Source organism: Delftia sp. ZNC0008 (genome assembly GCF_000799035.1).
In the GTDB taxonomy this organism is placed as follows: Bacteria; Pseudomonadota; Gammaproteobacteria; order Burkholderiales; family Burkholderiaceae_C; genus Comamonas; species Comamonas tsuruhatensis.
Genome location: NZ_JTKZ01000616.1, coordinates 1 through 23,422 on the forward strand (window position 1 = coordinate 1; position 23,422 = coordinate 23,422).

General features: G+C 62.8%; 23 protein-coding genes and 1 pseudogene. 16 read left to right on the forward strand and 8 right to left on the reverse strand.

What is annotated here, in order from left to right; translation table 11 throughout:
- Positions 1-296: pseudogene (locus L995_RS20030) on the reverse strand (efflux RND transporter periplasmic adaptor subunit); the annotation flags it as partial.
- On the reverse strand, positions 293-991 hold the full coding sequence (locus tag L995_RS20035; protein ID WP_047473219.1) for a TetR/AcrR family transcriptional regulator: 699 nt from the start codon (positions 989-991) through the stop codon (positions 293-295). The gene L995_RS20035 and the pseudogene L995_RS20030, both read right to left, overlap by 4 nt.
- Before the next feature lie 145 nt (positions 992-1,136).
- Between L995_RS20035 and msrA the strand changes: the two genes are divergently transcribed.
- From msrA to L995_RS20060, 5 genes are all read left to right on the forward strand, one after another.
- On the forward strand, positions 1,137-1,673 hold the full coding sequence (msrA, locus tag L995_RS20040; RefSeq protein WP_016447084.1) for a peptide-methionine (S)-S-oxide reductase MsrA: 537 nt from the start codon (positions 1,137-1,139) through the stop codon (positions 1,671-1,673).
- Between the two features lie 148 nt (positions 1,674-1,821).
- The gene (locus tag L995_RS20045; protein WP_047217031.1) at positions 1,822-2,277 is read left to right on the forward strand and encodes a transcriptional repressor; all 456 of its coding nucleotides are present in this window, start codon (positions 1,822-1,824) and stop codon (positions 2,275-2,277) included.
- A 48-nt stretch (positions 2,278-2,325) separates the two neighbouring features.
- Positions 2,326-2,646, forward strand: coding sequence for a hypothetical protein (locus L995_RS20050; protein WP_016447082.1), 321 nt, complete (start codon positions 2,326-2,328; stop codon positions 2,644-2,646).
- A gap of 209 nt (positions 2,647-2,855) precedes the next feature.
- On the forward strand, positions 2,856-3,224 hold the full coding sequence (locus L995_RS20055) for a hypothetical protein (protein ID WP_223275282.1): 369 nt from the start codon (positions 2,856-2,858) through the stop codon (positions 3,222-3,224).
- Between the two features lie 236 nt (positions 3,225-3,460).
- Positions 3,461-5,659 carry a TonB-dependent receptor domain-containing protein gene (locus L995_RS20060; RefSeq protein ID WP_047473222.1) on the forward strand — a complete coding sequence of 733 codons (2,199 nt, stop codon included), beginning with the start codon at positions 3,461-3,463 and terminating at the stop codon, positions 5,657-5,659.
- 35 nt (positions 5,660-5,694) lie between these two features.
- Here L995_RS20060 and L995_RS20065 read toward each other — a convergent pair whose 3' ends face one another.
- Complete coding sequence (locus L995_RS20065) at positions 5,695-6,756, reverse strand: tyrosine-type recombinase/integrase (protein WP_047473224.1); 1,062 nt, start codon at positions 6,754-6,756, stop codon at positions 5,695-5,697.
- A 277-nt stretch (positions 6,757-7,033) separates the two neighbouring features.
- Here L995_RS20065 and L995_RS20070 point away from each other — a divergent pair, with 277 nt between their 5' ends.
- Positions 7,034-7,987, forward strand: a complete 954-nt coding sequence (locus tag L995_RS20070; protein ID WP_047473226.1) for an AEC family transporter — start codon at positions 7,034-7,036, stop codon at positions 7,985-7,987.
- A gap of 31 nt (positions 7,988-8,018) precedes the next feature.
- On the opposite strand, the gene pdxH is transcribed toward L995_RS20070, so the two are convergent.
- Positions 8,019-8,666, reverse strand: a complete 648-nt coding sequence (pdxH, locus tag L995_RS20075) for a pyridoxamine 5'-phosphate oxidase (protein WP_017405177.1) — start codon at positions 8,664-8,666, stop codon at positions 8,019-8,021.
- Between the two features lie 52 nt (positions 8,667-8,718).
- On the opposite strand from pdxH, the gene L995_RS20080 reads away from it, so the two are divergent.
- Positions 8,719-9,291, forward strand: coding sequence for a nucleotidyltransferase family protein (locus L995_RS20080; protein ID WP_016447076.1), 573 nt, complete (start codon positions 8,719-8,721; stop codon positions 9,289-9,291).
- 2 nt (positions 9,292-9,293) lie between these two features.
- Here the strand turns inward: L995_RS20080 and L995_RS20085 are convergent, their stop codons facing one another.
- Positions 9,294-9,860, reverse strand: coding sequence for a MarR family winged helix-turn-helix transcriptional regulator (locus tag L995_RS20085; protein ID WP_047327329.1), 567 nt, complete (start codon positions 9,858-9,860; stop codon positions 9,294-9,296).
- 243 nt (positions 9,861-10,103) lie between these two features.
- Here L995_RS20085 and L995_RS20090 point away from each other — a divergent pair, with 243 nt between their 5' ends.
- From L995_RS20090 to L995_RS20110, 5 genes are read left to right on the forward strand one after another with little or no spacing between them, the layout of a single operon-like run.
- Complete coding sequence (locus L995_RS20090) at positions 10,104-11,087, forward strand: Bug family tripartite tricarboxylate transporter substrate binding protein (RefSeq protein WP_047473228.1); 984 nt, start codon at positions 10,104-10,106, stop codon at positions 11,085-11,087.
- A gap of 1 nt (position 11,088) precedes the next feature.
- Positions 11,089-13,383 (forward strand): xanthine dehydrogenase family protein molybdopterin-binding subunit, encoded by a 2,295-nt coding sequence (locus tag L995_RS20095; RefSeq protein ID WP_047473230.1) that lies wholly within the window; start codon positions 11,089-11,091, stop codon positions 13,381-13,383.
- On the forward strand, positions 13,376-14,272 hold the full coding sequence (locus tag L995_RS20100; RefSeq protein ID WP_047473232.1) for an FAD binding domain-containing protein: 897 nt from the start codon (positions 13,376-13,378) through the stop codon (positions 14,270-14,272). Before L995_RS20095 ends, L995_RS20100 begins: the two co-directional genes overlap by 8 nt.
- Complete coding sequence (locus L995_RS20105; protein WP_047473234.1) at positions 14,269-14,775, forward strand: (2Fe-2S)-binding protein; 507 nt, start codon at positions 14,269-14,271, stop codon at positions 14,773-14,775. Before L995_RS20100 ends, L995_RS20105 begins: the two co-directional genes overlap by 4 nt.
- Complete coding sequence (locus tag L995_RS20110) at positions 14,765-15,541, forward strand: CoxG family protein (RefSeq protein WP_047473236.1); 777 nt, start codon at positions 14,765-14,767, stop codon at positions 15,539-15,541. Before L995_RS20105 ends, L995_RS20110 begins: the two co-directional genes overlap by 11 nt.
- A gap of 21 nt (positions 15,542-15,562) precedes the next feature.
- Here the strand turns inward: L995_RS20110 and L995_RS20115 are convergent, their stop codons facing one another.
- Positions 15,563-16,180, reverse strand: coding sequence for a superoxide dismutase family protein (locus tag L995_RS20115; protein ID WP_047473252.1), 618 nt, complete (start codon positions 16,178-16,180; stop codon positions 15,563-15,565).
- Positions 16,181-16,330: 150 nt separating this feature from the next.
- Positions 16,331-16,954 (reverse strand): gamma-glutamylcyclotransferase, encoded by a 624-nt coding sequence (locus tag L995_RS20120; protein WP_047473238.1) that lies wholly within the window; start codon positions 16,952-16,954, stop codon positions 16,331-16,333.
- A 238-nt stretch (positions 16,955-17,192) separates the two neighbouring features.
- On the opposite strand from L995_RS20120, the gene L995_RS20125 reads away from it, so the two are divergent.
- A complete protein-coding gene (locus L995_RS20125; protein WP_047473240.1) occupies positions 17,193-17,717 on the forward strand; it encodes an OmpA family protein in 525 nt (174 codons plus the stop codon).
- Between the two features lie 96 nt (positions 17,718-17,813).
- Here L995_RS20125 and gloA read toward each other — a convergent pair whose 3' ends face one another.
- A complete protein-coding gene (gloA, locus tag L995_RS20130; RefSeq protein ID WP_026062330.1) occupies positions 17,814-18,263 on the reverse strand; it encodes a lactoylglutathione lyase in 450 nt (149 codons plus the stop codon).
- A 348-nt stretch (positions 18,264-18,611) separates the two neighbouring features.
- On the opposite strand from gloA, the gene L995_RS20135 reads away from it, so the two are divergent.
- From L995_RS20135 to L995_RS20145, 3 genes are read left to right on the forward strand one after another with little or no spacing between them, the layout of a single operon-like run.
- Positions 18,612-19,268, forward strand: a complete 657-nt coding sequence (locus tag L995_RS20135; RefSeq protein WP_047473241.1) for a response regulator transcription factor — start codon at positions 18,612-18,614, stop codon at positions 19,266-19,268.
- A 19-nt stretch (positions 19,269-19,287) separates the two neighbouring features.
- Complete coding sequence (locus L995_RS20140) at positions 19,288-20,460, forward strand: EAL domain-containing response regulator (RefSeq protein ID WP_047473243.1); 1,173 nt, start codon at positions 19,288-19,290, stop codon at positions 20,458-20,460.
- Positions 20,461-20,485: 25 nt separating this feature from the next.
- Positions 20,486-23,419 carry a hybrid sensor histidine kinase/response regulator gene (locus tag L995_RS20145; protein WP_046985494.1) on the forward strand — a complete coding sequence of 978 codons (2,934 nt, stop codon included), beginning with the start codon at positions 20,486-20,488 and terminating at the stop codon, positions 23,417-23,419.
- Positions 23,420-23,422: the final 3 nt, after the last annotated feature.

Here is a 23,422-nt window from a genome sequence, read left to right on the forward strand (position 1 = left end):
CGCACGCTGTCGCCCTCGCGCACCTGCAGGCCGCGCAGCTCGCCGGCCACATAGGCCTTGACCACGGCGCTGCGCACGGCCTGCACCACGCCGCTGACGGGCACGGTCAATTGCAACTGGCGCGGCTGCAGCTGCACCACCTCCTGCGGGCCCACGCGCACCGGCATCTCGCGCGGCTGGGTGGCCGCGGCAATGGCGGCCTCCTTGCTATGCCGGGTGGATGCGGCGCGCCATGCGCTGGCGCCGATGGCGATCAGTAAGGCCAGGCCGATCAGCCAGCCGGTGCGACGCTTCATGGTGTGGGCGGGGAGGTGGGTGGTGTGGTGGCTGCAAGGGGCTGGCACATGCCATGCAGCAGGTAGTCGATCTGGGATTCCAGAAACCGCTCGGGATCGAAGTCGCCGTGCGGCAGGCAGCCGCCCAGCGAATGCTTCCAGATCATCAGGAACATCATCGGGGCGACCACGCAGTGCACGGACAGGTCCAGATCCATGGGCCGGAACTCGCCACGCTCCACGCCGCGCTGCAGGATGCGCCGGATCAGTTCATGGCCTGGAAGAACCACTTCCTGGTGATAGAACTGCGACAGCTCGGGAAAATTACCCGCCTCGCTGAGCATGAGCTTGGTGATGCCCGACGCCTTGGTGCTGCCGATGCGTTCCCACCAGGACTTGAAGCAGTAGCGCAGCAGATCGGTTGAAGGCGCGCAGTAGTTGTCGAGCTCTTCGCTCCACTCGCCGAAGCGGCCCGCGATGCTGTGGCGCACTACGGCCTTGAAAAGCTCCTGCTTGCTCGCGAAATAGAGGAACAGCGTGCCCTTGGAAACCCCGGCCCGGGCGGCGACCTCTTCGACGCGGGTGGCGGCGTAGCCCTTTTCCACGAAGAGGTCGAGCGCGGCTTCCAGCAGCTCGCCCGGACGCTCGTGCTTGCGGCGGCTGCGCTTTCCGGAAGGCTCGGCGGGGGCGGGTGAAGAGGCGGGGGAGTCGGTCACGGAAAATTAATGACTGATGGGTTAGTTATCGTAACCGCAGAACCGTTCGTCGTCACCTGGCTTGTGCATGGGCTAACCTGTAGGCGCAACGGCCTGCATGCATTGCGTGTGGTCATTTTTTCGATTTCTCACAGAAAAGGCGCATATGACGACTGAAACCATTTATCTGGGCGGCGGCTGTTTCTGGTGCACCGAAGCCGTTTTCGACCGCGTGCGCGGCGTGAGCGACGTGCAAAGCGGCTACGCCAACGGCGATCTGGACGATCCCAGCTACGAAGACATCTGCACCGGGCAGACCGGCCATGCCGAGGTCATCCGCGTGCAGTTCGACCCTGCTGTGATTCCGCTGCGCGACCTGTTGACCGTGTTCTTCGGCACGCACGATCCGACCACGCTCAACCGCCAGGGCAACGACGTGGGCACGCAGTACCGCAGCGCGATCTACACCACGAATGACCATCAGGCGGAGGTCGCACGTACGCTGATCTCCGAGCTGGCCCAGGCGGGCGCGTATGACGCTCCCATCGTGACCGAGGTCCAGCCCCTGGCCAGCTACTGGCCCGCAGAGGACTATCACCAGGACTACTTCCTGAACCATCCCAGCCAGGGCTACTGCGCCTTCGTGGTGGGGCCCAAGGTGCAGAAATTCCGGGGTGCCTTTGCGCGCTGGGTCAAGCAATGAGCCCAGGTGGGCGGGTTGTGTAAGCGGTTGTGATTTGCGGGCATAATGCAACCCGGTTGCGATAACGATGTCCTGTCGCGCTCTGCAGCCCGCTCTTGCATTGCCCATGTCATCGCCGACTCCCTCCCCCTTGCTCTTGCCTTGCGGCATGCGTTCGACCCGCGCCATGCGGGCCGTGCTGGCGCTGTGGGAGGCGCGCGCCGATGCGCTGTTGAGCGAGGCGGATGTGGAAGCCGCCCTGCATGCCCAGGGCGTGCAGGTCAACCGCGTCACCGTCTACCGGCTGCTGGACCGGCTGGCCGCAGCTGGCGTGTTGCGCCGCAGCGTGGATGCGGCACGCGTGGCCCGGTACGGCAGGCCCCTTCAGGGCGCGGCCTGCGAAGGCGACGCCGCTGCGCACTTCGAGTGTGCGGATTGCCACAGCGCCTTTCGTCTGGGCGGCGAGGCAGGCGGGGGCGGTGAGCAACTGCAGGCCGCCTTGCTGCAATTGCGGCAGGCGCTGGCAGCCAGCGGCCTGCAGGGCCAGGCCATCGATGTGTCGGTGACGGGGCGGTGCCAGGTCTGCAGCGGCACCGGGCACTCCCGGAATGATCCGTCCGTGTGAGGTGGCCGCCTTTCCCTTTTTCTCTTGCATAGCCCTTCAGGATCTCGCATGACTTTTTCCCCCTTCCGTTCCGTTTCCCTGATCCTGGCCGCTGTCTTTCTGGCCGCTGCGGCCCAGGCGCACGATCACGGCCAAGACCATGACCATGCCAAGACCCCGGCGGACGCCAAGGCACAGGGTGGCCCGGTGCAACTGGATGCCCATGCCCGTGCCGACATGGAGCGCCACCGCTCGATGGCCAAGGCCCACGAGGCCGCCGCACAGTGTCTGGCGGCAGGGCGTGACCATGCGCAATGCCACAAGCAGCTGCAGGCCGACTGCAAGGGCCTGGCGCTGGGCAAGTTCTGCGGCATGCGCCATGCGCATTGAGCGCGGCATTGCCCGCCGTGCACTGCTGTGAGCAGTCGCCCGTCTTTGTGACGGGATGCTGGAACCTGCCCCGCCAATTGGCGCATACACTCTGCGCTGCCTGACCTGCTCCTGATTCATCCATGCCCTTCAAACTCCCGAGTCGCCACTCGCCTGCGCCCGCCTCACGGCTTGCGTTGCGCGGTGCCGTGCCGAATCGGGGTTGGCTTTTGGCCTGGTTGCTGGTCTGGTCCATCGCACTGGCGCCGTTGCTGGGCCAGATGCACCGTGTGGTGCATGCTGGCGGCCTGGCCTCGGCCACGGCCCATGGCCCGGTCGAGGTGGTGGCCACCTCCTGCGCTGCACCCGTCGACTGGGTGCATGCGCTGTTCTCGGGCCACGGCCCGGCGGACTGCCAACTGCTGGACCAGTTGCACGAAGGCATGGCGGGGCCACCGCCCGCCGTGGCGCTGCCGCCTTTCTGGGGCGAGCAGGCCGAGCCCGCCCAGCCGCCCATCGTGCGCGATGGCCGTGTGCTGGCGGCTTTCTTCGATGCGCGTGGTCCCCCGCATCCCATCACTGCCCGCCTGGCGGCTTGAACCTTGGGCGGCGGCGCTGCATGCGCCCGTCCATTGAAGCTGTTTGCGCGCGCCTTCCTGCATTGCACGCAAGAGGCGCTGTGCCCAGGTTGGACAGATCCTGAATGCATATCCGATCGGATGGCTGCGTGCGCCTGCATGGCGCACCCCGGTTGTCCGTTTCCGACGCCATTTTTTGCAGCGCCCGCATTCCCACGTCCCCGGGCCGTGGCCGGTCGCTGCCGGGAAGACCAGTGATGAGAGTGACAACAAAGCAATACCACCAGGACGCCAAGGTGCAGGGGGAGAGGATGAAGCTGCGCCCGCTGCTGCAGCAACTGCTGCTGGCGGGCGTGCTCGGCCCCGCGATGGCAGGGCTGGCCATGGCAGCAGAGCCTGCGGAGGCTGGAGTCGCCGCCGCGCCCGGAACTGCCACCGGCGCCCAGGCGGATGCCCCGCGCAGCGACACGCCTGTGCTCAATGAGGTGACGGTCAAGGCCAGCGGCCTGGGCCTGACCTCGGCCGATATGTCCACGCCAGCCACGGTGCTGGAAGGCGATGTGCTGACGCTGCGCCAGGCCGCCACGCTGGGCGAGACGCTGGACGGCGAGCCCGGCATCCACGCCAGCCATTTCGGTGCGGGCGCAAGCCGCCCCATCATCCGCGGCATGGACGGCCCGCGCGTGCAGATCCTCAGCGATGGCTCGGAGTTGCATGACGCCTCCACCATCAGCCCCGACCATGCCGTGGCCAGCGAGCCCATGCTGGCCACGCAGATCGAAGTGCTGCGCGGCCCTTCGGCGCTGATCTACGGCGGCAGCGGTGCCATGGGCGGCGTGGTCAACATCCTGGACGACAAGATCCCCACGTCCATTCCCAAGAACGGCATCACGGGCTCGGCCCAGCTGCGCGGCAGCACGGGCGCGGGCGAGACGGCCGGCGCGTTCTCGCTGACGGGCGGCGCGGGCCAGTTGGCCATCCATGCCGAGGGCATGGCGCGCGATGCCGGCGACTACCGCGTGGGCAGCGGCTGGTCGCCCAACGGCCAGTCGCAGGGGCGCGTGGGCGGCAGCTTCAACCGCACGGATACGGGCAGCCTGGGCCTGTCCTGGATCGGCACGCAAGGCTACCTGGGCCTGGCCTACACGCGCCAGACCGCGCGATATGGCCTGCCGGGCCACAACCACAGCTTCGAGGGCTGCCACACCCATGGCGACCATCTGCACTGCGGCGGCCATGACCACGGCGACGAGGACGGACATGACCATGGCGACGAAGAACACGATCACGACCATGGCAGCGTGCCGGTGGTCGACCTCAACAGCGAGCGCTGGGATTTGCGCGGCGAATGGCGCAATCCGACGGCAGGCATTGCGGCGTTGCGCGTGCGCGGCGGCTGGACCGACTACCGCCATGACGAGATCGAGGACGGCCAGGTCTCGACCACGTTCAAGAACCGCGCCCATGACCTGCGCGTGGAGGCAGAGCTGGAGCCCATCGCCGGCTGGCGCGGCGTCATCGGCCTGCAGACCGTGCAGCGCAAATTCAGTGCCGAGGGGGAGGAGGCCTATGTGCAACCCACCGAAACCCGCCGCAACAGCATCTACCTGCTGGAGGAATACCGCTGGCAGGACTGGCGCTGGCAGGCTGCGCTGCGCCATGAGCGCCAGACCGTGGATGCCCAGCAAAGCGCCATCTCTCGCAGCCACAGCGGCACATCGTTCTCGCTGGGCTCGGTGTGGAAGTTCACCCCGGGCTACAGCCTGTCGGCCTCGCTGACGCAGGGCAACCGCCTGCCCACGGCCGAGGAGCTGTATGCCAATGGCCTGCACATGGCCACATCCACCTATGAGCGCGGCAATCCCGACCTCAAGCGTGAACGCTCCCAGGCACTGGACATAGGCCTGCGCAAGACCTCGGGCGACACCACGTTCAGCGTCAATGCCTTCCACCATCGCGTCAAGGGCTACATCTACGGAGCCACGCTGGACGAGCATGACGGCCTGCAACTGCTGCAATACACCCAGGCCGACGCACGCTTCACCGGCGTGGAGGGCCAGGTGCGCCAGAAGCTGTCGCGCCAGTGGGGCGTGACCCTGTTCGGTGACGCCGTGCGTGCGCGGCTGGAAGACGGCTCCGCCTTGCCGCGCATTCCCGCGGCGCGCGTAGGCCTGCGCGTGGACACCTTCTACAAGGGCTGGGATGCCCAGGCCGAGTGGGTGCAGGTGCTGCGCCAGAACCGCGTCACCGCCTACGAGACCGAGACGGACGGCTACGGCATGCTCAACCTCTCGGCCAGCTACACGCTGCGCACCTCGGGCGGCACGCCCTGGCAGTTCTTCATCAAGGGCAACAACCTGACCAACCGCCTGGCCTTCGCCCACACATCGTTCATCAAGAACGCTGCGCCGCTGATGGGGCGCAATATCACCGTGGGCGTCAAGGTGTCGTTCTAAGGCGGGTTGCCCGCGCTGCGCTCCCGCGCCGTCTGCTACAGGTAATGCTGCAGATGGCGCAGGGCGCGTGCGCTGTCGACGCCTATCCACTGCACCACTTCGGTCTCGGCACGGCCCGCGCGCAACCACTGCACGATGGCCGTGTTGCGCAGCACCTGCGGCCCGACCCGGTGCAGCGGCGCCTTCTGGGCAGAAGCGGGCTGGGCCGCATGGGCACGCTGTATCAGCTGCGAGGCCACATGGAACAGCACGCGCACCGACAGCGGCTGCCCCTCACGCGAATAAAAGACCGTGGCATCGGGTTGAACGGCCTCCGGCCCGCGCTGGCCGGCGCTGAAACCTTTCCAGTCCTGCAGCGCCTTCACCACCGTTTCCGACAGCTCCAGCGTGCGCTGCTGCGCGGCGCGCGCGCCATCGATATGCAATTGACAGGGAAGGCCATCGCCTGGTCCTGCGCATTGCACATCGCGCCAGCACAGGCCGCGCACCTCCTCGGGCGCCAGCGCCAGTTCGTACAGCAGCAGCAAGATGGCGCGGTCGCGCGCCGACTGAAAGCCATCTGCCACCGGAATGTGGCGGGGCAGGGCATTCCACAGCGGAGCGGGAAGGCAATGGCCCTGGCCGTCTTCGGCAGGGGGGCGCTCCTGTGGCGCCAGCCCTGCGGCGGGATTGGCGCTGACCCAGCCGTGGTCCAGCGCATGGTCGTAGATGCGCTCCAGCAGGCGCCAGTAGCGCCTGCGCGTGACCTCGCTGATGCGGCGGCCGGGCTGGTGGCCCGACAACTGGCCTTCGCGCGGGCGCAGGAAATTCTGGACATCCACGGCGGTGGCCTGTTGCCAGGCGCGGGCCTTTGCATTGACTTTGCCTTTCGGCGTGGTGGGGGAGGGGGAACTTTCTCTGGCTGGCATGCCCGCATCGCCCAGGCTGCGCAGCCAGGCACGCCATACCTTTTCGTAGCCGCTGTCGGGCGCCGTGTCCAGGGCATCCCAGCCCTTGGTGCCCTCGGTTTCCAGCCAATGCCGGAACAGGGCCAGTCCGTCGGGGACAGTGGACGGCGGCTTGCCGGCAGCGGGTGCCTGGGATGGTGATGAAGTCATGGGCGTCTAGAGCAAAACGAATCAACCAATAGGGATGTTCAATGTAACTTACATGAAGTTGAGTGGCAACCTTGTTATCGACTGATGAATGTCAGTGGCGACAAGTCGCCAGAAAAGGGGGGCTGTTCGGCATGAATCTGAGCCTTGGCACGTCCGTGGAGGCTGGCCGGGCCTTCGAGGCCCGGGACGACGCCTGAACGAGGCAGGGCCGGGTCTGCGGCGCATAATCTGCGCGCGCCGCAAGCCTGCGCAGGCGCAGCTTCCCGGTCCTGCTTCAGTGAACTCTCCCGTCTTTGCCTCCCTCATCCCTGTCATTCTTTGCATAGGCGCGGGCTTTCTTGCCGCCCGGCTGGCCTGGGTGCGTGCCACCGCCATCAAGGATTTGTCCAACCTTGTGTTTCTGGTGCTTACGCCGGCGCTGCTGTTTCGCACCATGGGTGCGGTGCGGGTACAGGAGCTGGACTTTCAGCCCGTGGCCCTGTATTTCCTGGCGACTGCGCTGATCTTCGTGGTGTCCATGGTGCTGGGCGGCTTTTCCACGCGCTCGGCCGCGCGGGGGCTGGCCAATATGTTCAGCAACACCGTCATGATCGGCGTGCCGCTGGTGGGGCTGGTCTACGGGGAGGAAGGGCTTGTCACGTTGTTCACCCTGGTCTCGCTGCATGCGCTGATCCTGCTGACCGCAGCCACCATCGTGTTCGAGCTGGCCGAGGCCCACGAGCGCCAGCGCTGCGGCCAAAGCGCACCGCGCCCCATGTGGCGCACGGTGCTGCAGGCCGTGCGCAACGGCATCGTGCATCCTGTGCCGCTGCCCATACTCGCTGGCTTGCTGTTCGCTCAGACTGGGCTGGTGCTGCCCGAAGTGGCGGACCGGTCCCTGCAGGTCCTGGGCCAGGCGCTGGGCCCCATGGCGCTGCTGTTGGTCGGCGTGACCCTGGCCTACACCAGGGTGGGCCAGAACTTGCGAGAGGCTGCTGGCATCGCGCTGGTCAAGAACCTGGTGCATCCGCTGCTGCTGCTGGCGCTGGCCTGGGCCTTCGGCCTGGGTGGCCTGCCGGTGGTCGTGATGTTCACGGCGGCTGCATTGCCCGTGGGGGCCAACGTGTTCCTGTTCACGCAGCGCTATGGCGTGATGCAGGAGGAGGTGTCCGCCAGCATCGCGATGTCCACGGCGCTGGCCCTGCTTACCGTGCCGCTGATGCTGTGGCTGGCCCAGCGTCTGCCGGGCTGACGGGTTTCAGCAGCGCCAGCAATCGAGGGGATCAGGGCGCCAGGCGCTGGCGCAGCCAGGTTCCAGCTTCAAGCTGGTAGCAAAGGCGGTCGTGCAGCCGGCTCTTGCGGCCTTGCCAGAATTCCCAGCGCTCGGGCACCAGCCTGAATCCACCCCAATGCGGCGGGCGTGGCGGGTTCAGCAGGAACTGCGCGCCGTACTTGGCTGCATTGGCCACCAGCACGCTGCGCCCGCTGATGACCTGGCTTTGCGGGCTGGCCCAGGCGCCAATGCGAGAGTCCAGCGGACGGCTGTTGAAGTAGGCGTCACTTTCGGCCTCGCTGACCTTTTCCACCCGACCTTCGATGCGCACCACGCGCTCCAGCTCCACCCAGTGGAACTGCAGCGCGGCAAAGGGGTTGCCCGCCAGTTGCTGGCCCTTGCGGCTGTCGTAGTTCGTGTACCAGACCAGGCCGCGCTCGTCATAGCCCTTGATGAGCACGATGCGTGTGCTGGGCCGCAGGTCGCCGCCCACGGTGGCCAGCGTCATCGCATTGGGCTCGGGCACCTGGGCGCTCAGGGCTTCCTGCAGCCATTGGTCAAACTGCTGCAGCGGATCGGCCAGGGAGGCCGATTCGCTGAGTTCCGCGCGCTCGTAGCTTTTGCGCAGATCGGCGATCGAGGTGGAAATGCTGCTCATGGCCTGCATTGTGCCTGCGCCCGACCTCCCATTTGCTGCGCTAGAGTTGCGCATGCTCAGAGACTTCAAAGGCCGCCCCTGCGTGATCATCCTCGCCTCGGGCCGTGGCGAGCGTTTCCGCGCGTCGGGCGGCGCAATGCACAAGCTCGCCGCGCCGCTGGGCGGCAGCACCGTGCTGGAACACACACTGGCCGCCGTCCGCGCCAGCGGCCTGCCCTGGCATCTGGAAGATGCGGGCCACCCCGGAATGGGCGATTCGCTGTCTGCGGCCGTGCGTGCCACAGCCGATGCGCCAGGCTGGCTGGTCTTGCCGGCCGACCTGCCGCTGGTGAGTCCACAGACCTTGCTGAAAGTGGCCGATGCATTGCATGCGGGGGCCCGAGCCGCCCAGCCTGTCCATCAAGGCGAGCGCGGACATCCCGTGGGTTTCGGCGCCGCATGCGGCGCGGCGCTCATGGCGTTGAGCGGAGAGAAGGGCGGGGCGCCTGTGCTGAAGGCGCTGCGCGAAGCCGGACATGTGGTTCAGGTCGATGTGGACGATGCTGGTGTGCTCACCGACATCGATACGCTGGACGATCTGGCGCGCGCTGAGGTGTTGCTGCAGAACCGGCCTGAAGTGGGCTGAATTCAGGCTTCGCCGTCTGCCGTAGCGGGGCCGCCTTCGGTCGCTGGGTCGGCTTGGCTGCCTTGGCAATAACCGCGCAGTTTGAGCAAGGCCCGATACATCACCTCCCGTTCCTCCTGCGTCAGCGCCAGCAGAGCAGCGGCCTGGTGTTGTCGGGCCACGGGCATCACCTCGTCATGCAACTGCCGGCCCGCAGGCGTGATGGAGCACAGGATCTTCTTGCGTGGAGTGGAGCCTTGCGCCAGCAGGGCCACCAGGCCGCGTTCCTCGAGCAGCCGCAGCGCCCGGCTCACCAGGGCCTTGTCCGAAGTGGATTGCACCACCAGCGCGCTGAACGGCAACTCGCCTGCATGCGCGACAAGGGCCAACAGCCGCCACTCCGAAACCGTCAAGCCCGCCGTATCGGCATAGGGCACGGTGATGGTGCGCCGCAGCGCATTGCCCACCTGGCTCATCAGCGTGGTCAGAAAGGCATCGACGGTCAGGCTGCTGCCTGCCTCGTCAAGGTGGGTCCAGGGATTGCCTGCGGGCGTGCTGGGCACAGGGAGAGGAGAAGGTGGGATGGGCATGTTCCCATCAATTGTTTCACAGGCTGCCTGATGTTTGTCTTGTGGAATTTCTTTGGAGAAATCAATAGAGGTCAATCGGTGTTTTCGGTAAGTTGATTCATCAACTTACTGGAGAAAATTGTCATTGATTCTTTTGAGGATCAATGTTTCATGCGTGAATCGTATGAATTCGTCCCATAGCCAGCCCCAGCTGCCATGCCCGTATCTGACCGATGCATGTCCGCGCTTTCAAAGGAGCCAGTGATGACCCTCCATCGTCGGCAAGGCCTGACCATTGCAGCATTGGCTTTTGCCACCGCTGTCTGTGGTCCGGCATTTGCACAGGACTACCCCGCCAGGCCGATCACCGTGGTGGTCGCCTATCCCGCAGGTGGTGACACGGACGCCATGGCGCGCCTGTTCGCCGAAAAGCTCACGGTGCGTCTGCGCCAGCCCGTGGTGGTGGACAACCGGCCCGGGGCGGGCGGCACCGTGGGCAACAACCTGGTTGCGCGGGCCGTGCCCGATGGCTACACGCTGCTGTTCACGCCCAACCCCTTCACCATCGCCCCCATGGTGATGAGGCTTCCTCCTGCCGCGACCTATGACCCCTTGAAAGGTTTCACCCCCGTGGTGCAGACCGCCAGCCAGGCCGTGCTGCTCGTGGCCCATCCCTCCACGGGATTCAAAAGCGTGGCCGACATGGTGGCTGCGGCCAAGGCCGGCAAGACGCTCAGCTACGCCAGTCCCGGCGCAGGCTCGCCCATGCACATAGGTGCCGAGTGGCTGAACCGCGCTGCCGGAGTGAGCATTCAGCATGTGCCCTATCGCGGCGTGGCACCGGCCGTCAACGATGTGGCAGCGGGCCATGTAGGCCTGGCCTACGTCACGCTGGGGCCGGTGGCCCAGTACATCCAGGCGGGCAAGCTGCGCGCGCTGGCCGTGACCGACCCGAAGCGTTCGCCCCTGCTGCCCGATGTGCCTTCGCTGGCGGAACTGGGCTACAGGGACATCGCCGCGGGTGCCTGGAATGGCTTCTTCGCGCCCAAGGGCACGCCGACCGCCGTGGTGCAGACCTTGAACACCCATCTCAACGAGATCCTCAGGATGCCGGAGGTGGCGGCAAAGATGGCCACCTTCGGTGCCGTGCCCGTGGGCGGGTCGCCGCAGGTGCTGGCCGATGTCAACGCTGCCGACTACGAGCGCCTGGGCAAGGTGATCCGCGAACTCGGCATCACCGCTGAATGACATGAATACCTCGAATTCCACGCTGGGCCGCGAGACGGCCCAGGTCACGGCGCTGTCCAAGGTACTAGGTCGTGCCCAGTACGCGGGCGACCTCAAGCTGCCGGGCATGCTGCATGCCAAGCTGTTGCGCAGCCCCTATCCGCATGCGCGCATCGTGCGCATCGACATTGCTGCAGCGCGTGCGCTGCCCGGTGTGAAAGCCGTGCTGACCGGGGCAGATGCACCGCGCACGCCCTGGGGCGTGAGCCACAAGGAGCGGCGCATCCTGGCCGACGGCCTGGTGCGCTTTGCGGGGGAAGAGGTGGCAGCCGTGGCTGCCGCCACAGAAGAGATCGCCCGCGATGCGCTGGACCTGATCGAGGTCGAGTACGAAGAACTGCCCGCCATCCTGACGCCCGAGGAAGCCCTGGATGAAGAAGCGCCCGGCGTTCATCCGGGCCGGGGCAACATCGCCCACGAGATCCGCTTCGAGCGCGGCGATGCCGATGCCGGATTCGCCGCAGCTGATCTGGTTCACGAAGCCACGTACACCACGCATGCGCAGTACCCGGGCTACCTGGAACCCATGGCAACCCTGGCCTCCATCGACGCCGATGGCCGCCTGTTGGTACAGACCTCCACGCAGTCGGTTTTCCTGGCGCGTGCCCGGCTGGCGGCGGCGCTGGAGCTGCCGGTGTCCGCCATCCGCGTGGTGCAGGCCACCACGGGCGGCGGCTTTGGCGGCAAGATCGTCGAGGACGACAACCAGCTCGTGGCGGGCCTGCTGGCCCTGCGCACCGGGCGGCCCGTGCGCCTGGTCAACAACCGGCTGGAGGACTTCCTGGCCTGCTGCTCCAGCGTCCCCGAGCGCATCACGCTCAAGCTGGGCATGGCGCGTGATGGCCGCATCCTCGCCAAGCAGGTGCACATCGTTGCCGAGTGCGGTGCCTATGCGGGTCTGTCGGCCGAGGTCATGCACGTCAGTGCCATGCGCAGCGACAACATGCACAGGCAGGGCAACGTCCGATCGCACGCCACCCTGGTCTATACCAACAACCCGCCGCACGGCGCGTTCCGCGGCTTTGGCGGTACGCAGATGCTGTTCGCGCTCAACAGCCACATCCACATCATGGCCGAGCAGCTGGGGCTGGATCCGGCCGAAGTCCACAAGCTCAATGCAGTGCAAGCCGGCGACGTGACAGTGCATGGCTGGAAGATCGGCAGCGCCGGCCTCAAGGAGTGCATAGACCAGGCCACCGATGCCATCGACTGGCGCGGCAAGCGCGCCCGCCCCCGCCAGGCCCTTGGCGCCCGCCGCAGGGGCGTGGGCATGGCCGCGGCCATGCATGTCAGCGGCAACCGCACCATGGGCAACTGGGACGGCTCCACCGTGGTGGTGCGCATCCATGAGGATGGCCAGGTGCTTGTGCTCAGTGGCGAGTGCGACATGGGCCAGGGCGCGGCCACCATGCTCAGCCAGATCGTCGCCCATGAACTCACGCTGCCGTTGTCGCAGGTCCGCGTGGCCGCACCCGACACGGACAGCACGCCCTTCGCCATAGGCTCGCTGGCCTCGCGCGTGACCATGGCTGCAGGCAATGCCGCCATAGGTGCCGCGCAGGCGGCCCGCAGCAAGCTGCTGGCCCTGGCCGCCGTCGTGCTGGAGGCGCAGGTCGACGACCTGGAGCTGGCCGATGGTCAGGTGCGCGTGCGCGGCACCGACCGTGCGGCAGGCATGGCCGAGCTCGCACGCCAGCACATCTGGCGCCATGGCGGCGAGGGCATACAGGTCAGCCACACCTGGGATGCCCAGACGCAGATGCACGACGCCCAGCTGCACGGCAACATCGCGCCGGCCTATTCCTTCGCGGCCCAGGCAGTGGAGGTCGAGGTCGATACGGAAACCGGCCAGGTCCGGGTGCTTGACAGCTATGTGGCCGACGACTGCGGCAAGGCGCTGAACCCCGTCGCCATCCATGGGCAGACCAACGGGGCCACCGTCCAGGCCATGGGCTGGGCCCTTTACGAGCAACTGCACCTGGAAGGCGGGCGCCTGGCCAACGGCAACTTCGCCGACTACACCATGCCAACGGCCGACGCCGTGCCCTTGCTGCGCGGCGGCTTTGTCGAGTCCAACGACCCCAACGGCCCCTATGGCGCCAAAGGGGCCAGCGAAACCGCCATCCTGCCGGGAGCGCCTGCCATTGCCAACGCCGTGTACGACGCCATCGGCGTGCGCATATGCGATCTGCCGATCACGCCCGAAAAAGTCCTGGCGGCGCTGCACGCACGCGCCGAGGAGGGCCGTCATGCATGACTTCGACTTCCTGGAGCCCACCTCGGTGGCGGAGGCCAGCCGGTTGCTGGCCGAACTGGGCGAGGCCTGCCGCGTGATCGCCGGCGGCACGGCCTTGATGCTGGGCATGCGCCAGCGCATGCTCGCGCCCACGCATCTGGTCTCGCTGGCTGGCATCGATGCGTTGCGCGGCCTGGACTTCGACCCGGTGCGTGGCCTGCGTATCGGCGCCCTGGTGCGCCATGCCGAACTGGCGGCCTCGCCGCTGGTGTCGCATCACTATCCTGTCCTGGCCGGCATGGCGCAGCGCATGGCCAACCCGCAGGTGCGCAATCAGGGTACGGTGGGCGGCAATCTCTGCTATGCCGACCCCTCCACCGACCCGCCCGGCTGCCTGATGGCATTGGGCGCCCAGATCGTGCTGGCCAGCGCAAGAGGCGAGCGCCTGTTGGACATCGAGGACTTCCTGGTCGACTACTACGCCACGGCGCTGGAAGGCGACGAGATCGTCAGCGAGATTCGCGTGCCGCCCATGGGGCAAGGAGACGACCGGCGCAGCGGTGTGTACACGCGCTTTCTGCGCACAGCGGCCGAACACCGGCCGCTGGCCAGCGTGGCCCTGGTGGCGCACACCGCCGGGGGCATCTGCCGCGACGCGCGTCTCGTCGTGGGCGCCTCTACGCCCATACCCGTGCGCCAGCGGCGCGCCGAGGGCTTTCTTGAAGGCCGTGCCCTCACCTGGGCCTTGGCGGCCGAGGCGGGTGACATCGTCGCGGCCGACATCACACCGGTTTCGGACCTGCGCGGCTCGGCGGATTTCCGCCGAGAAATGGTGCGCGTCAACGTGCGGCGCACCGTGGCCGAACTGTTTGGCCTGGACCTGGCACTGGAACAAGGAGAGCTGGCATGAGCCGACATCGCATCGAATGCACCGTCAACGGCGAGCCCTGCAGCGTGGACGTGCCTGCGCGCCGGCTGCTGTCGGATTTTCTGCGTGATGACCTGCACCTGACGGGCACCAAGCGCGGCTGCGAGACGGGCGTGTGCGGCGCCTGCTCGGTGCTGCTGGATGGCGAAGTGGTGAAGTCCTGCCTGCTGCTGGCCGTGCAGGTCCAGGGCCGCGCGCTCACCACCATCGAAGGCCTGGCCGACCGTATTGCTGGGGGTGCGGGCGCAGACCCGTCACAACGGCTGCACCCGCTGCAGCAAAGCTTCATGCAATGCGGCGGCCTGCAGTGCGGCTACTGCACACCGGGCTTCATCATGGCCGCCTGCGATCTGCTGAGGCGCAACCCCCTTCCCGGCGCGGACGAAGTTCGCCATGGCCTCAACGGCAACCTGTGCCGTTGCACGGGCTACACCCAGATCGTGGAATCGGTCCTTGTGGCCGCGGAGAAAATGCATGGAAATTGAGAAAACCCTGACTGTTTCGGCATCGCGAGAGCGGGTATGGGCCTTGTTGCTCGATCCCCAGGTCATGGGAGGTGCCGTGCCGGGCATGCAGTCCATCGAAGTGGTCAGCCCCACCGAATACGTGGCGGTGATGCACCAGAAGATCTCCTTCATCAGCGCCAGATTCAAGCTGCGCACACGCATCGTCGAGCAACGCGCTCCCGAGTATCTGCGCGTGGAAGGAACGGGAGAAGACACCTCGGTGGCCAGCTCGCTCAAGCAGCGCAGTGAAATCTTCCTGAGCGCCACGCCGGACGGAGGCACCGAGCTGCGCATCAAGATCGACGTGGACCTGCTGGGCCGTCTGGGCGCCTTCGGCCTGAGCGTGATGAAGACCAAGGCCGACCGAATATGGGAGGAGTTTGGTAACAATCTGGCCGCGCGGCTCGAAGGCGGGGGAGGGGAGCCCGCTGCGGGCAAGGCGACCATGCAGGTGCCTGCACCTGTCGCGCCCGCGCCGGCCTCCGAGCCAGCCGGGGAAACGGTGGTGCAAGCCCGGAATTCGCCAGCACCAGCGCCAGCTTCGGAGCTCTCCTCCACGGCCCAAGACCTGCGGGGCCGTGGCTGGTGGGGGCGGCTAATCGGCAGCTTGAGCGGAGAGGGCAGCGCGGGCGCTGCCGACACCATTCATGTCGAGCTGCGCCGTGGCGATACCACGGTCAGCGTCCAATGGCCGGGCGCGCGCGCCGAGCAGTGCGCGGCGTGGCTGCGCGACTGCCTGCGCTGAACGCAGACCCGGCCGAGCACATCATCCGCGCGTGATCACCGCACAGGCCAGGCGCGCCCCGGAATTGCCGGTGGGCTGCGTGGTGTAGTCGTCAGGGTCCTTGTGCACGATCAGGCCGCGGCCCACCACGCTGTTGGGACTCTGATCCAGTGCCAGGCCGCGCGAAACGAAATCTATGCTGGCCATGCCTTGCGCGTCGGACCGCAGACTGGGCAGATCCCCTGCGTGGTGGACAGCGGAATCGAAGCGGCCATGGGCGTGGCCGGTGGGGTTGAAATGGCCGCCCGCGCTCAGGCCATCAGGGCTGGAGCAATCGCCTTTCTCATGGACATGAAAGCCATGCTCGCTGTTGGGCGCCAGCCCCTGAACCGAGCCCTGAACGCGCACGCTGCCATCGGCCTGGGCAGTGAACTGCAGGCTGCCGCTGACCTTGCTGCCTTGCGTGGGCTGCAGCTGGGCCATGGCCACGTTGCGGGCGGCAGGGGCTGCGGTGACGGCTGCCGGGGTGGACGCTGCGGCTGCGGCTGCGGCAGGAGGCTTGGCCTGGCTGCCACAGGCCCCAAGGGCCAGCACCATGCCGGCTGCCATCAGCAGCTTCACGGCGGTGGACGGGGTGGAGGGGGAAGCGTTCAAACGCATGGTGGCAATCTCCTGGTTGATATCCGTGCTGGAAAAGTTGTGAGGCGCATTGCGCGCAGCCGCCATCTTGCAGCGTGCAATACGGTGGATATGTCGGAGAGGGCAGCGTTATGCGCCTGCGCGCATCAGCGTATCAATCGCATCAAAGCGTCAGCGCGCGGCTTGCGCACCCGCTTCAGGCTGGCCCGCGTAGCTGAGCAGGCGCTGCAAGGCACGGTCCCGGATGCCGAGGCGCTTGAGCTCATCGAAGGTTGCGCGCGCATAGTCATGCGTGCTGCCATAGATGCCCTTGGCCTCGCTGAAGATGCGGCGATAGTCTTCGGGCGCCAGCTCGCCCGTGTGATTGGGGCTTTGACGGGACAGCGTGAACGCCAGCGCCTGCACCGTGCCCTGGCCGGTGCGGCAGGGCAGCCAGCGGGGGTCATAGACGGCATTGGCCATCTCGCGCTGCCACAACTTTCTCATGACGTCATGGCCGTGGTGCCGGGGAATGCGGAACACCATGCCCTGGCAACTGCCGCCGGACAGCATGCCAAAGACCAATCCAGGATTCTGGGGCGTGCCGCGGTTGATGGTGCTCCACATCTTCAATGCCCGGTGCCAGCCAAAGACACGGGCCGTGCGGCGTTCGCAGAAATCGAAATCCGGCCGCCAGATCAGCGAGCCGTAGCCAAAGATCCAGAGGTCGTCGCTTCCGCCCCATCGGTGCAGCGCCTCGTCCAGCATGGGCTGGGACTCTCGGCGGGCAAATGAGAATTCTGGCAGGGCGGACATGGGCGCTGTGGCGTGAAGGAACAATGACGTTTTAACGCCTGTCGGCCCAAACGGTGCACAAGCGCCTGCGTTGCCCTTGCACGGCCGGTCTTTTGTCTCTGCGGCGCCACAGTTCGTGCCGGGTGGCATCACGGGGCTTGGGCGGTGCGCAGGGCCGTTGGCGGCGGCCCTCTACAATCGGCCGGTTTTTCGCAGTCTTTCTGGTTTCCTTCAACAGTTCATTCACGGAGAGTGCTTCATGTCCTTCAGTCAATCCGACGACGACAGCCAACAACGTTTTGCCCTGGGCTTTTTGTTTGCGCTGATTGCGCTCGTCGTCTCCACGGTCGTGGGTGTCGTGGTCTACCAGCGCGGTATTGCGCATGGCCCTGCAAAGACGACAACCGGCGCCACACCTGTGCCGGCGATGGCGCCTGTGGTCCTGGAGGAAGACGTGGCGCGTGTCGTTGTCGAAAACGGCGTGGTCAAGTTCTACTTCGCATCGGCCAAGGCCGAGCTGGCGGCTGGCGCCAATGAAGCGCTGGCCGATGTGGTGGCTGGTGTGCAGGGCGGCAAGCGCGCCGTGATCTCTGGATACCACGACGCCACCGGCAGCGCCGAACTCAACGCCGAACTGGCCAAGAAGCGCGCCCTGGCAGTCCATGCTGCCCTGTCGGCACTGGGCGTGGCCGAGGAAAAGGTCGAACTCAAGAAGCCCGAACAACTGCAGGCCGATGGCAGCAATGCCCAGGCCCGCCGGGTGGAAGTGATCCTGGTGGATTGAACCGGATCAGCAGTGCGGCTGGCAGCAGCCGCAGCTTCAAAACCAAAGGCCCGGAGCGATGGACGCTCCGGGCCTTTGTTTTTGGGGCTGCGTGGATCAGGAATTGCGCAGGGGATCGAACTTCTCGCCGCCAGCTGGCTGCACGCCGGCATGGGCGCGTGAGTTCTCCTGTATGAGTTCTATCTTGTAGCCGTCCGGATCCGTCACAAAGGCAATCACCGTGGTGCCGCCCTTGACGGGGCCGGCCTCGCGCGTCACGTTGCCGCCGGACGCCTTGATCTTCTCGCAGGCGGCATAGGCATCAGGCACGCCAATGGCGATATGGCCGTAGGCCGTGCCCATGTCGTAGGACTCCGTACCCCAGTTGTAGGTCAGCTCGATCTCGGCCTGGCCAGGGTTGCCGCCCTCGAAGCCCAGGAAGGCCAGCGAGTACTTGTACTCGGGGTTCTCTGAGGTTCGCAGCAGCTGCATGCCAAGAACCTGTGTGTAGAAATCGATGGAACGCTGGAAATTGCCAACGCGCAGCATGGTGTGAAGGATTCGCATCCACGGATTGTGCCGGGATTTGGCGGTCTCTTCATGCGCTCGGCCATGGGGTGAGGTCGCTTCAGCCCCACTCCGGCATCGGTCGCGGGCTCCTGCACGGGCGCGTGCATCTCATCCACAGATTCCCGTGTGGTCCGGATGCTTGGCCTGCAACGCATTCAACCACCGATTCAACTATCTGTTGAATTCTAGGAGTGCTCCCTAGGACTGACGCCCGAATTCGCAGCAATTGGGCCAAAAAATCAGACAAATCTTAGATTTTGAAGTGGAAAAATCAGATTAATCCAATTAAATCCTAGTGCGCCACTGCCTAGAATAGGAATGTTCTTCTTGCTAATTTTTTGAGTCATGAAAAATTTCGTCTTGCGGATACTGATTGCCGATGACCATCCGGCAGTTCTGGCAGGCATAGAAAGTGTTTTGGAGAAAAAAAATGAGATAGAGATTGTGGGTCGAGCGAAAAACTCCACGGAAATCATCAATTTTCTCAGGCAGAACGAATGCGATGTGCTGGTGACTGATTATTCAATGCCCGGCGGAACCTATGGCGACGGCCTGGTCATGCTGAATGTCATCCGGCGACGATTTCCCGGCGTCAAGATCGTGATGCTGACCATGATTGAGAATATTGGGATCATCAAGTCGCTTGCCAATCAGGGGATCTACAGGATAGTCCATAAAACAGATTCTTTGGGGAGCCTGGTGCCGGCGATCTATGCGGCATACACAGATGGTCAATTCATTTCGCCGAGCGCAAGCAAACTGCTTGGCGGCGAATGGCTCGGGGCGGTACGAACATCGATAGAACTGTCAAAGCGTGAAGAGGAAGTTCTGCTCCTTTTCATTTCTGGAATGACAGTGTCTGAAATAGCGAAAAAACTCTATCGCAGCATCAAGACGGTCAGTACGCACAAGGTGGCGGTCATGAATAAACTGGGCATCCGCAAGGACATTGACCTCATTCGCTATGGAATAGAGATGGGATGGATTGATGCCAGAAAATAGTCCCGGTCATGGCAAAAGAATGCTCGTTGCCACAAACGATCCGATGGCCGCATATTGGATGCAGCAATGTTGCAAACAGCAAGGATTTTTTCACGGCATTCAATGGATCAGCAATACGGATGAGCTTCTGGCGGAACTGAAGAAATTCAATGCGGATGCGGCCTTTGTGGATATGGATTTCATCGGCGAAAAGCTGATGAGGTTCCTCAATGATCTGGCACTGTCTGAAGTGGATGTTCCCATCATCCTTGTCAGCAGCTGCGAACCAAGAATATTCCATGCGGTCGCTGACTATGCCCGGAGCCTGGCACTCAACATCGTCTGTGCAATATCTCGCTCCAGAATGGCAAGAGAGGTGCCGGTCAACGGGGATTTCCTGCTGCGTATCCTGGGGCGGACCAAGACGGAGGGTCAGCCCAGGACGATCTTGCCGATCCCGAGAGCAAGGTTGACGAACGCTTTGCACAGCGGCGAAATCGTTGCCCATTTTCAACCCTTGCATCATGCAGGCTCGGGCAGGATCATCGGGGCGGAAGCCTTGGCCCGGTGGCCTATTTCGGGCACGGAACTGTTGCCACCTGCTGCGTTCATGAAGGCCATCGGAGACCATGGATTGATGCATGAGCTCACTCTCCAAATGCTCCTGCAGTCCATCTCTTTCATCAAATCGGCAGTACCTTCAGGGCAGTTCATCTGCAGCATCAATGTATCCGCCTCCCTGGCGGCATCCTGGGAGTGGATGGATTCGGCATTGCGCGTGATCAGGGATGCAGGTGTCTCCCCTGAAAATATCGGTTTTGAGGTGACGGAAGATGGGGCGGATGATCTCGACAAGTCCCTGGGCGGTGTCATTGCGAATTTACGAATGAGTGGCTTTCAGTGCGCAATGGATGACTTTGGCGTGGGCGGCTCGACCCTAGGGCGCCTGCTTAGCGTTCCTTTCAACCAGATCAAGATTGACAAGGCTTTGCTGCATGCTGCAAGAAACCAGGCCCATGCAAAGAGAGTGCTGAGCAAAGCGGTGTCGCTTGCGAAAGATGTTCGGGCACAGGTGGTTGTTGAGGGAGTGGAGGACGTTGATGATCTGGGAATGATCAGGAGGATGGATGCCGATGTCGCCCAGGGATTCTTGTATTCCAGAGCACTTTCCTGCAAAGATTTTATCGACTACATGAGGCGATCATTGGCCTGAGCAATGGCTGTATATCGATGTCCAGATGGAAATCCATAAAAAAGAAATTGCAGAAAAGGAAGATCTTCTGCTTCTGGCCAGATATAACAAGAGACTGCTTTTTGGTGGGGGGCTGATCTTTTCTTTCCTTGTGATCATTGTCGCGTTATTTGCGGCATCGTTCGAGTTCAATGATTTCATGGAGGAAAGAAGGTCAATTTTTCAGAACAAGAGAACTAGAATTCTGGTGGAGATAGAAACAAAGCAGGTCATCATGATGCGTGGAATAATCGCATCAGAATTGCTTTGGGGGCAAGCGCATATATCGCAACCGGCGGGAGTTGGCAGGCCGGGCGCTATGATCACGGGTGTGAGTCCGGTGGTTTTGCTCGAGGATAAGGGCGACAAGCCTGCATGCAGGCGATACAGGGATATGCTGGAGGAGCTTGCATACCTGGCAAACTCGAGTTTTCTTCAGGATGGAAGAGCCATATCTGTATATGCCTTCAGTCCGGATGGCGGGTTCATCGGTGCTCTCCTGCCTCAGATTCCAGATGAGCCTGAGCGGGAACGGATGCTCTTGGAGCTTCAGCAACAGATTGCCGGGCTGCCGAAAGACAAAGGCGTTCCACTTCATTCCGGACAAGTGCGCCACCCCATTTGGCTTCCCCCGACCAAAAGTATTCTGACGGGTGAAATGTCGTTCCAGGTTGTTGTTTCTGCATTCCATAGGGGTAAGCCATTTCTCACCGTGGTGAGTGACATGCCTACCCAGCATATTGAGAATCTGATGCAGCAAGGTGAGGATAGAAGTTCCTTTCTGATCATGGACTCCCAGGGAAGCGTTGCCCTGGGTGTTGAACCAGAGGGCTACAGCAAAGCGGATTTCTTTGATATTGAATCATCGAAATTCCAAGGCAACCTGGTGAGTCGCTATCTTCTGTTCAAGTATGGTGCTGTATACAAGGATGGTTTTTTTCATTACTACTCGAGGATATCGAATACAAATATGATTCTGCTCCACGTGTTTTCGTGGAAGGATGCGGTTTTTCTAAAGGGAAAATCGTTCGTATATTTGATTCTTTCGTTGATATTCATTGTCTTGTTCTGGTGCTTTTTGATATATTTCTACGAAAAGGTATTTATTCCAATCTATGAAAAGGCAAAGAATGTTTTCGATACCGAGCAGCTGAGTCGAACCATCATTGCCATGGCTCCTTACGGATTGGGTCTTCTTGATTTCAAGGAGAAAAAGATGCTGTTGGAGAACAGCATGATGTTCAAATACAAGGAGAGTGCAGTACTGCGTGGCCCGGTCCCTGGCGAGCTATTGATCGGCTATTTCCACAGAGTTTATGTGGAGAAATATCTTGGTGGCGGGAAAAGTGACTATGTGCCCGTGTCCAGCGAGGTGGTGATTTCCAACGATGGAACCATTGCAGAGCTGTCCATGATCATGGTGAAGGCAAAATACCAAGGTCGGAACGTGCTGTTGTGCGGGTTTGCCGATATCACGGCTCACAAGCAGGTCCAAAGAAGCCTGGAGGATGCAAAGAAGGCTGCGGAAGAGGCAAACCATGAAAAATCATCTTTTCTCGCGGTAATGAGCCACGAGATACGCACTCCACTCAATGCGATACTGGGGAATCTGGAAATACTGGGAAGAAGCATTCTGTCCATGGAGCAGAAAACACGGCTGGACATCATTTCGAATTCCTCACATTCTCTTTTGTCTCTGTTGAATGATGTCCTCGATTTCTCGAAGGTCGAGTCTGGTCAGATGAGTGTCGAGATGGCCGGATTCGATCTCAAGTCCGTGATCAGGCAGGTGGCATCCATCTATAAACCCTTGGTGACAGAGGCAAAAATTGAATTTTCCCTGACCATCGATGATTCGCTGAAGTCTGGATATCTTGGCGATGCTGAGCGCATCAAGCAAATACTCAATAATCTTCTCAGCAATGCTTTGAAGTTCACCAAGAGTGGAAAAATAGAGGTATATGCATCCGACAGATCCGGCGAGCTGAACATCAAGGTATCCGATACTGGAATAGGTATTCATCATTCGCAGCATGCGTTCATCTTCGATGCGTTCAAGCAGGCCGGCTCGGAAATCGCCACGAAGTTTGGAGGAACCGGACTTGGGCTGACGCTGTGCCAGCGGATGGCCCACCTCATGGGAGGGGAGATCCGGTTTTCAAGTGTCCTTGGAAAAGGCAGCATTTTCGAGCTGGTGCTGCCCGCATACCATGCGCAGCCCGCATCATCCGCTGTCGCTTGGGAGGATGGCGATGTCCTGCTTTCGGAGGACGAACGAGAGGATTTCTCGGCAAGGATTCTGGTGGTGGATGACCACCCTGTTAACAGAATGCTGTTGCTGGATCAGCTGAGGATCATTGGGTATGAGGCCGATTCTGCAGAAGGAGGGGAATCTGCCTTGAGCATGCTGGCACAGCTGGCCTATGACCTGGTTCTAACCGACCTGCAGATGCCCGGCATGAACGGTTATGTGCTTGCACAGCACATCCGTAAGGATTACCCCGGGATTAGAGTGGGGGCAATAACGGCAAACGCAGGCAAGCATGAAAGGGATAAATGTGCCAAATTCGGCATATCCGACATCATCGTCAAACCAGCCTCCCTGAAAAGCATCAAGGAATTCATTGATAGAAATATCGGCAAGTCCGGGGTTTGCCAAGTGGATGCATTGCCGGCAAGAACAAGCAAGATTTCTGGCTACCGTGACATTCTTGTCTCAACAACACAAGCATCCTTGATCTCCTTGAAGAAATCCTTGGAAAAAAGAGATCTCGTGGCTGTGCATAGGGAAATTCATGCCATGAAGGGGGCATTTGCAGTGGCAGGGTTCAATGACATAGTCCAGGCGCTTGATAGGATTTCTTCTCTTGTCAATGCGCGAGATTTTCGAGCGGTCGATGGGGAGCTCGTGAATTTCATGGACGTTCTGAAAGATTTGTGAGAA

What these genes read in the sequence shown, in the direction of transcription:
- L995_RS20135 (WP_047473241.1), top strand. Translation starts at nt 18,612, where the DNA reads ATGAAAAATTTCGTCTTGCGGATACTGATTGCCGATGACCATCCGGCA.
- L995_RS20100 (WP_047473232.1), top strand. Translation starts at nt 13,376, where the DNA reads ATGCATGACTTCGACTTCCTGGAGCCCACCTCGGTGGCGGAGGCCAGC.
- L995_RS20065 (WP_047473224.1), bottom strand. Translation starts at nt 6,756, where the DNA reads ATGACTTCATCACCATCCCAGGCACCCGCTGCCGGCAAGCCGCCGTCC.
- pdxH (WP_017405177.1), bottom strand. Translation starts at nt 8,666, where the DNA reads ATGAGCAGCATTTCCACCTCGATCGCCGATCTGCGCAAAAGCTACGAG.
- L995_RS20045 (WP_047217031.1), top strand. Translation starts at nt 1,822, where the DNA reads ATGCGTTCGACCCGCGCCATGCGGGCCGTGCTGGCGCTGTGGGAGGCG.
- L995_RS20125 (WP_047473240.1), top strand. Translation starts at nt 17,193, where the DNA reads ATGTCCTTCAGTCAATCCGACGACGACAGCCAACAACGTTTTGCCCTG.
- L995_RS20145 (WP_046985494.1), top strand. Translation starts at nt 20,486, where the DNA reads ATGGAAATCCATAAAAAAGAAATTGCAGAAAAGGAAGATCTTCTGCTT.
- L995_RS20110 (WP_047473236.1), top strand. Translation starts at nt 14,765, where the DNA reads ATGGAAATTGAGAAAACCCTGACTGTTTCGGCATCGCGAGAGCGGGTA.
- L995_RS20080 (WP_016447076.1), top strand. Translation starts at nt 8,719, where the DNA reads ATGCTCAGAGACTTCAAAGGCCGCCCCTGCGTGATCATCCTCGCCTCG.
- L995_RS20140 (WP_047473243.1), top strand. Translation starts at nt 19,288, where the DNA reads ATGCTCGTTGCCACAAACGATCCGATGGCCGCATATTGGATGCAGCAA.
- msrA (WP_016447084.1), top strand. Translation starts at nt 1,137, where the DNA reads ATGACGACTGAAACCATTTATCTGGGCGGCGGCTGTTTCTGGTGCACC.
- L995_RS20085 (WP_047327329.1), bottom strand. Translation starts at nt 9,860, where the DNA reads ATGCCCATCCCACCTTCTCCTCTCCCTGTGCCCAGCACGCCCGCAGGC.
- L995_RS20095 (WP_047473230.1), top strand. Translation starts at nt 11,089, where the DNA reads ATGAATACCTCGAATTCCACGCTGGGCCGCGAGACGGCCCAGGTCACG.
- gloA (WP_026062330.1), bottom strand. Translation starts at nt 18,263, where the DNA reads ATGCGAATCCTTCACACCATGCTGCGCGTTGGCAATTTCCAGCGTTCC.
- L995_RS20105 (WP_047473234.1), top strand. Translation starts at nt 14,269, where the DNA reads ATGAGCCGACATCGCATCGAATGCACCGTCAACGGCGAGCCCTGCAGC.
- L995_RS20090 (WP_047473228.1), top strand. Translation starts at nt 10,104, where the DNA reads ATGACCCTCCATCGTCGGCAAGGCCTGACCATTGCAGCATTGGCTTTT.
- L995_RS20115 (WP_047473252.1), bottom strand. Translation starts at nt 16,180, where the DNA reads ATGCGTTTGAACGCTTCCCCCTCCACCCCGTCCACCGCCGTGAAGCTG.
- L995_RS20120 (WP_047473238.1), bottom strand. Translation starts at nt 16,954, where the DNA reads ATGTCCGCCCTGCCAGAATTCTCATTTGCCCGCCGAGAGTCCCAGCCC.
- L995_RS20060 (WP_047473222.1), top strand. Translation starts at nt 3,461, where the DNA reads ATGAGAGTGACAACAAAGCAATACCACCAGGACGCCAAGGTGCAGGGG.
- L995_RS20050 (WP_016447082.1), top strand. Translation starts at nt 2,326, where the DNA reads ATGACTTTTTCCCCCTTCCGTTCCGTTTCCCTGATCCTGGCCGCTGTC.